We start from the raw sequence: 7,742 nt of genomic DNA on the forward strand, positions 1-7,742 counted from the left end.
CCGTGGTTCCAGAGTAGGCTAGTTACGGGGCGGTCAACAAGAGCTAATTAGTCGATGATGTTGCGATTATCAGTCTCAAACGTAATGAGACGGGTGACCGAGTTCGTGCCCGGATCGGCCACAAAGACTCGGTCTTCGCCGAAGAATTCTTCGTCGTCGGCCACCGGAGAGACGATGACGCCACGGGGCACGGTGCCGATGGGTACCGGCGGTTCGCCGCTGTCGGTGAAGAGGCGGAAGGTGTCGCCGTCGGAGGGGGCGCGATCACCGGCGCGAATGACGAAGCGAATTTCGTCGCGGTCGCTGGCGTACGCCTGCCCGGTCGCGGCATAGGTGAACTGCAGGCCGCTGGAGGTCCCCTCCACTTCCCAGGCATCGATACTTTGCAGGTAGCTGATCCGCCACTCTTCTTCGCTGGTAAGGCAGTCCTTGGTTTGAATGTCGGTCAACTCCGGATTGCTATTGGGTCCCTTGTCGAAAAAGCGCGGCGGTTCGTAGGAGGAACCGCACACGCGACGCTGGCGGGGAAAGAAGTAATACAGGAAGCCGTCGTCACTGGTCACAAAGCCGTAGGCGCCGCTGGTGGAGAGGGCCATGTCGTTAAGCGCGGCGTGGAAATAAATTTCCTCGTCGGTCTGCTGCCAGTCGCGGCGGTCGATGATGTGCAGTTGCGGCGGATCGATATTCAACACGTACAAATCGTCGTTGTCGGAGTTTTCCGCGATGGCCCCCGGCTTGCCGCCGAGAAACACTTCGATGTCCGTCAGCGCCTGGGCGGCGGCGTCGACGACCCGCAGCATCCCATCCACGCTGGTGACAAACACGCTTTGCCCGTCCACGCTCACTTCGATTTCGACCGGTGTGGAAGGCAACGCCACTTCGCCGGCCACTTCCATGGCCGCGTGGTCCCACACCACGAGGCGGTCGTTGGCGCCGTCCATGAACCAGATTTCCGGCCGTTCGCGCCAGACTTCCGGGGTCGTGAACTCCAGTGTATCGCGGTCGATGACCGGCGGCACGACGTCCAGCCGCGCACCGTCGAATTCCAAATCCAATTCGCTGACCGTCCAAGGATCTTCCGGATCGACGAGCCGCACCGCGTCGCGCAACGCGTCGGTTACGTACAGCGTGCCGCCGTCGGGCGTGATCACGATGTCGTGGGGCGCCTTGCCCAACCAAATGACGTCGGGATTGTAGGGGTCCAGGCTGTGGTCCTTGATGATGTCGTACCCGACAACCCTGATAATCGTCATGCTGCCACCCCAGGTGTTGACGGCGTAAAGCAGCGGACCCTCATCCTGCAGCACGTCCGGATGCACGGCGAGCCGCGTCGGGCCGAAGAAATGCTCTTTCACCTCTTCCGGTTGGTAATCGTCGCCGCAGGCGATCATCAGCAGCAACAGCGCGAGCAGTATCATCAGGATCGTAGTTGTCCGGCCGGCGCTCATCATCGTCCCCATTACGGTATCGACCAGATGACTTCTTTGGTCATCGCGTCGAGTAGCGTGAGGTTGTGGCTGAGGAAATTGGCGACCAACGCGTAGTAGTAACCGGGGTTCTCCGGATTCTCGAAAAAGGCGATATCTGTCGGACCGGCACCGGTATCCATCGCGCCCAGTAAGCGTCCGGTGAGCGCGTCGTAAGCCATGATTGAATTATCGTCGTAATTCGTGACCCAGGCTTCTAAGCCGTCGGGCCGCACTTCCGCGTCGATCGGGGCGTCTTCGGAGGGCAGGATGCGCAGCACGGCGCGGTCCGGCTGCAGGGGCAGCTTATCGGTGTCGACCATCAGCACGGCGCTGGGGCTGCGCGAGGCGACAAACAGCGACTTGCCGTCGGGCGTGAAGTCCAACCCGCGAAAATCGAAGCCGAACAGGCTAAAGCCGCCGAATGCGCCGAAAGCGGTCAGGAAGGCGCCGGTATCCGCTTCGATCACGGTGATGGCGTTGAGGTCCTGATTCGTAACATAGGCGTGATTGGTGCCCGGTTGGATTTTCACTTCAGTGATGCCTGCGGCCAGGCGCACGTTGCGGATCAGCTTCCGGTTTTCGACGTCCACGATCGACACATCGCCGCTGCCGATGCAGGCCGCCAGCAGGGTTTTGCCGTCGGCGGTCAGCGCCAAACCGTAGGGCTGCCGCGCCACTTCGATACCCTGCACGCCCTCATCGTTCGGCTTGACGTCGATTTGCTCCGGGAAGCCCGGTTTGGAAAGATCGAAGATTCGCACGTGGTTGCTGCGCCGGTCGGCCACGAAAGCCCGGCTCTTATCATTATTTAAAATGATTTTCGCCAGGTAGGGCTTGGTCTCAACGTGCCGCAAGACGGCGCGCTTGCGTTCCACCAGGGCGGTCGGGAGATCGATGACCGAAATCCATCCGACCTTGTCGTCGGAAAGGTCGAAGTTGGCGTTGGTCACGTACGCGTACGGCCAATTGATGGCCAACCCGATGGGGTTGTCCAAAACGCCACCTTCACCGGCGTAGTCCGGCACATTGTCGCAAGCGGGCGCCACGGCCAGAATCAGGGCCAGGCAGATGATCAGTAAGACGGTTTGGCGCACATTTCCCCCTTGGATTTCCAGACCCGGCGCATCTTAGCGGCGCGCCACGAAGCGGTCAAGGAAGTTCCAAGGAAATCTGCATGGCCCGCGCCGGACGAATCAACGGCAAGACCGGCTACAGTTTGCTGAAGATCGCGCTCGGTCGCGGTCGGGTCCCTAACCCTTTGCCAAGGCCCGCTTGCCTTCCGCGGCCCGTCGTCTGAAAATACAGCATCTTGCGAGGAGGCTGATCATGAAATGCGTTCCCTTCATCTTACTGCTGGCCGGGTTGTTGCTATTGGGTTTCGCCGCGGGCCTCGCCTGCGATGACGACGACGACGACGACGACGATAACGACAATGACGATACGTCCATCGATGACGACACCGGCGGCGACGACGACGACGATGACAACGACGATGACGACAACAACGACGATGACGATGACGACACGTCCCCAGTGGACGACGACACCACCGGTGATGACGACGACGATGACAACGACGACAATGACGATGATGACGATGATGACGACGATGACGACAACGATGACGACAACGATGATGACGACACGACGCCGGACGATTGCACAACGCTGGAAGACCCGGACGATGCGGGGGCGTACTCCGTCGTGGCCTGGGAATACGGCGATGAAAACGACCCCGACGCCCAAACAACCAATGTCCTGCCCTATTTCCGGACGCCCGCTTTCTACGTGCGTTGGGTCCGCGGCATCCCCATGAGCGCGGTTCCCCTGCACGGCCTGGGGCATTACCCGGATGGCGACGGCCCCTTCCCCCTAGTGCTGATCGTGCACGGCAACCATAGCCCCGAGGAGCTCTCCTACCCGGGCTACGGCTATCTCACCGAGCACTTGGCGACGCACGGGATTATCGCCGTGTCGATCGAGGAAGATTTTCTCAACGGCGGGGTCTCCGGCGAGATGGACGCGCGGGGCATCGTGCTCTTGCGGCACTTGCAGCTTTTCCGCGAATGGAACCGCGATCCGTCGCACCCGCTGTACGGCAAGATCAAAATGAACCGCATCGGTCTGGCCGGGCACAGTCGCGGAGGCGAAGGCGCCGCGACGGCATGGCTCTACAACACGACGCTGCACAATCCCGCCGACCCCCTGCACGATTTTGGTTTTCACATCCGTTCGGTCTTGGCGATCGCGCCGGTGGACGGCCAACTCGGCACGCTCTTCCCGGAACTGGTGACGATAGAAAACGCCGATTACTTCGTGATGCACGGCTCTCACGACGGCGACGTCTCCAATTTCCAGGGCCATAAAACCTACGACCGCGCCTTGCCGGTCGCCGAAGAAACGACGGGCGAAAAAGGCTTGTTGTTCATCCAGGGCGGCAACCACGGCCAGTTCAACACCATTTGGGCGCCGGGCGGCGATCCCTTTCCGGTCGGGTATTCGACGACGCCGCTGATCGCCGCGGCCGACCAGCAACAGGTCGCCAAGTTGTTTACGACGGCTTGGTTCCGCTGGACGCTGCAGGGGCGGCGCTGCTACCGCATGATGGCGGCGGGCGAAATCGAGTTCGACTCGTTTCCCGACGACGTCGTTCTGTCACGCCAGTACCAGAATCACACGCGAACGTGGCTGAACCATTACGAAGAGGATAACGACCCGGCCACGACTTCCATTCCCGGCGGCGCGAATGTCGCCAGCGGTTTCGTCATCAGTAACGAGCAGGCCATGACCGGCAGCGGCGCGTACGGCGAGTTCGTCGGCGAAACCGACGGTCACATTCTCGCGTGGGACGCCGGCGTGGCGACCTACACCGTGCAGCTTCCCGACACGCTGCGCATTCCCCTCGACGCCGACATGCTGGCGTTGCGCATCGGGCAACTCTACGAGTCGAGCGACCAGTACAACGTATTCGGTACGGCGCAGGATGTGTCGGTATCGATCGTCGTGGACGGCGTGACATCGGACCCGGTGTACGCCTCGGACTACCGCGAACTTGTCTCGCAGTGCCACGTACGACTGGGCACCAGCTACAACACGTCGATGACGGTACTGGAAACCGTGCGTATTCCGCTGGAGGATTTCGACGGCGGCTCGCCGGTCGACCCGGCGGCGGTGGAGGAAGTCGTGTTGACCTTCGACCGCAGCGAGTCCGGTTTGATCGGGATCGACGAAATTCAGTTCACCGAATTCTAAGAAGGAAATAGACGATGATTTCCAAATCGAAGATATGCCTGGCGGTCCTCCTGATGCTCGCGGCGACTGCTGTCGCGCAGCAAGCCGACATCGAATGCACGGGGATGGATGTGGCGCGCGTCACGCTCGAGGACCCGCACGTGATCCCGCTGCCGAACGGCGGGACAAAGCAAATCAGCGAAGCGTACCTGGTGCGCGTGCACGGCCGCTTCCCGGTGAATCGTGCGCCGGCGTTGCGTATGTTTGTCGGCGACGCGGCCATCGAAGAAGTAGGCTCGTTCCCCGGCGGCGTGTATTTCTATGTATGGGATCTCGAGCGCCTGCGCGCGTTTGCGGGCAAGGTTCTTCGCTACGGTTTCGGTGAGTCGCCGGTGCGTGAAACGACCGTGGTTTTTCCCACAGTCAACGAAACCATGCAAAAACCGTTATCGGAGAAACGTGCGTTGGAGCGGCCTGCGGTTAAATAAAAAATTGGAGGACCCCCGGCCCGAAGGCCGGGGGTTGCGTCCTCCAAAACCCTCCCACACACGAAGAATAATGCAAATTGGATACCGTTTTTTTTCCCGTATGTGAGCAGTCGTTCAAACTCATGAAAAATAAGCAATTATGCAGCAGCAATCAATTCATCTGAATACTACAGTCAAAGTAACTAACCGATTAGTGGGGCGCTAAGTGACAATATTTGTCACCAATTTGCATCAGAGGAACAATTTTTGACTGGGAGTCACGTCAAGACCGTCCGCAAGATATGGAATAACCTAGCTTTTTCAGGTAAGGGCTCCCCGTACAAAGCGCCCGCAACGACGTTTTTCCGGATTCCCACCTCCTGATAATGACTCTCGCGACGCCAAGAAAAACGTCGTTTTGCCCTTTTTTGGCAGCCGATATCAGGCGTTTTGTCGCCGTCGGAGGTTGCTTGATTCCCCAATGAAGAATCGCTACACTCCCCTGTCAACTCGCCGGATCAAGTCGGGATCCGGTGGGTGCTTGGTAGTCGGCTGGTCGAGGGTCCACGCGCGGGCACGCATCCGGTGTGTCCGGAAAAGGTTGATGAAGCATGAAATTCCACCGTTGGCCCGCCGTCGCGGCTTGTCTGGCCCTATTGGCAATTCTCGCCATTCCCTGTGTCGCCGCCGCGGACGAGAGGCCTGAACTCACGCCTGAATTCATCGAGTGGCTTCGAACCAACGTTGAACCGATGCCCTTCCCGAATGTCGATATGGCCACGCCGGTCTCCGACGAATCGGTTCGATGGGTTTTCAAATACAACGAAGCCGAGCGGCCGCCGTTGGCGGAGTTGGGATACGACATTGATACCGGCAATCCCCTGCCCGTTTTCGCCGAAGAAAAAACCGGCGGGCCGAGCAAGATCAACAACACCCAACAGTTCCCCTACAGTTCGGTGGTTCACCTGTACATGCGTTACGACGACATGTACGCGGGATGCTCGGGCGCGTTTATTCAGAATTCGTCGACGGTTTTCACGGCTGGACACTGCATCTACAACCACGATTTCGGCGGTTTTCCGGACGACATCATCGTCATCCCGGCTGAGGAAAGCGGCCAAAAGCCCTTTGGCCAGGCGTACGCGCACAATTGGGCGTCCAACACCGGTTGGACGAATTATCAGGACTACACGAAAGACTACGCGGCGATCGTCGTCGAGCCCTTCGGCGACAACACCGGCTATATGGATAGCTTTTATACGACCAGCGCCAACTGGTATATGGGACGGGAGTTCCACACCGCGGGTTATCCGGGCGACTTCGGGTACACCGGCGACGAGATGTGGTGGGAAGAAAACCGTGTCGTGGAAGTCACTTCGGGCATGATGCGTGTGAACTACCACTTCGGCGACGACTACCCCTACTTCTGCATTCCCGGTCAGAGCGGCAGCGCCATGTACTTCGATAACGACGGCGTGTGGTCCATTGCCGCCGTCCTTACGCTGGGCAGTTGCCACGGGGTACGCATCAACAGCACGGTCCAGGAGTTGATTGATTCCTTCGCCTGCGACGGGTGCCTCGTCGGCGACGTCTGCTACAAGGCGGGCGACCGCAACCCCGACAACTCGTGCGAAATCTGTGACCCGAGCCAACTGTCCGTGGGCTGGTCATCCAACGACGGGCTCGCGTGCAACGACGGCCTGTGGTGCACCGGCGACGACTTCTGTTTCGAAGGCGCGTGCGAAGGGCACAAGAACTATCCGTGCGACGCGTTCCAAGAGTGCGTCGAAGAGGCGCAGGAGTGCATCGGCGAACCGCTCGACGATGACGACGAACTCGACGTTTGCGAAGACCTTCTTTCGCTGCTGTATGACCAGTGCGGTTTCGCCGTGCCCTATCAAAACGGCTTTGCCGACTCGGCGCTGGCCTATTCGCTGTGCCTGGAGAACAACGCGAACGTGGACTGGAACTGCCTCACGAAGTGCTCGATCAGCCCGAATGTGCAGAACTGCGGCGACTTCGCGGAGTGCATGAATTCAGCCTGCGACGTGTCGGTTAAAGGCTACGACGGCGACTCCGACGATGATGACGGCGGCGGCGGTTGCGGCGGCTGATTCCAGGCACTCAATAACAAGCCCTTCGAATAACTTCACGCTAGGCAATCACTGATAGGTCTCACGCAGATCTAAAATAACGAGCAGCCGCAGCCTTTATCGTCGCCGCCATCGTCGTCCGAAGCGTTTGCACCGTCGGGTGATTCGTCGTCGTCGTCGCCGTCGTCATCATCCGGCATTTCTTCGTTGGTGATGGCAATGATCTGCAAGGCAGCATGATTTCCCCCAAAGGAACAGAACAACGAAATTGTAATGGCCCCGCCGCGCCGCGGCAACCGGATTCGGTGAGTCTTGAGTTATTAGTTTGGTCGCAGGCGACCTCGCAGCTAGTCAACGCCAGGCGGTGCCTGGACCCAAAACCGCGAATATTACCCTTCGTGTCCCGCATTTTTCCCTTCGACAAGCTCCCTTCGGTTTGAGCCCAGGGTCGAAGACAGGACAGGCAAAGGGTAAAAGGGAAA

General features: G+C 59.4%; 6 protein-coding genes. 3 read left to right on the forward strand and 3 right to left on the reverse strand.

The features are described from left to right. Positions 1-47: 47 nt before the first annotated feature. Together P9L99_11570 and P9L99_11575 are read right to left on the reverse strand one after the other, a co-directional pair. A complete protein-coding gene (locus tag P9L99_11570) occupies positions 48-1,448 on the reverse strand; it encodes a hypothetical protein (protein MDP8223990.1) in 1,401 nt (466 codons plus the stop codon). Positions 1,449-1,459: 11 nt separating this feature from the next. Continuing rightward, the gene (locus P9L99_11575; protein MDP8223991.1) at positions 1,460-2,563 is read right to left on the reverse strand and encodes a YncE family protein; all 1,104 of its coding nucleotides are present in this window, start codon (positions 2,561-2,563) and stop codon (positions 1,460-1,462) included. 232 nt (positions 2,564-2,795) lie between these two features. Between P9L99_11575 and P9L99_11580 the strand changes: the two genes are divergently transcribed. From P9L99_11580 to P9L99_11590, 3 genes are all read left to right on the forward strand, one after another. Further along, a complete protein-coding gene (locus P9L99_11580) occupies positions 2,796-4,721 on the forward strand; it encodes a hypothetical protein (protein ID MDP8223992.1) in 1,926 nt (641 codons plus the stop codon). Between the two features lie 14 nt (positions 4,722-4,735). Further along, the gene (locus P9L99_11585; protein ID MDP8223993.1) at positions 4,736-5,188 is read left to right on the forward strand and encodes a hypothetical protein; all 453 of its coding nucleotides are present in this window, start codon (positions 4,736-4,738) and stop codon (positions 5,186-5,188) included. A 590-nt stretch (positions 5,189-5,778) separates the two neighbouring features. Beyond that, the gene (locus P9L99_11590) at positions 5,779-7,281 is read left to right on the forward strand and encodes a hypothetical protein (protein ID MDP8223994.1); all 1,503 of its coding nucleotides are present in this window, start codon (positions 5,779-5,781) and stop codon (positions 7,279-7,281) included. A 71-nt stretch (positions 7,282-7,352) separates the two neighbouring features. Here P9L99_11590 and P9L99_11595 read toward each other — a convergent pair whose 3' ends face one another. Beyond that, positions 7,353-7,490 (reverse strand): hypothetical protein, encoded by a 138-nt coding sequence (locus tag P9L99_11595; protein ID MDP8223995.1) that lies wholly within the window; start codon positions 7,488-7,490, stop codon positions 7,353-7,355. Positions 7,491-7,742 lie beyond the last annotated feature (252 nt).

The sequence above is a fragment of the Candidatus Lernaella stagnicola genome, assembly GCA_030765525.1.
GTDB lineage: Bacteria > Lernaellota > Lernaellaia > Lernaellales > Lernaellaceae > Lernaella > Lernaella stagnicola.

Bases quoted from the DNA above. Each gene is read 5' to 3' on its own strand.
- P9L99_11570 (MDP8223990.1), bottom strand. From the start codon at position 1,448: ATGAGCGCCGGCCGGACAACTACGATCCTGATGATACTGCTCGCGCTG.
- P9L99_11580 (MDP8223992.1), top strand. From the start codon at position 2,796: ATGAAATGCGTTCCCTTCATCTTACTGCTGGCCGGGTTGTTGCTATTG.
- P9L99_11585 (MDP8223993.1), top strand. From the start codon at position 4,736: ATGATTTCCAAATCGAAGATATGCCTGGCGGTCCTCCTGATGCTCGCG.
- P9L99_11590 (MDP8223994.1), top strand. From the start codon at position 5,779: ATGAAATTCCACCGTTGGCCCGCCGTCGCGGCTTGTCTGGCCCTATTG.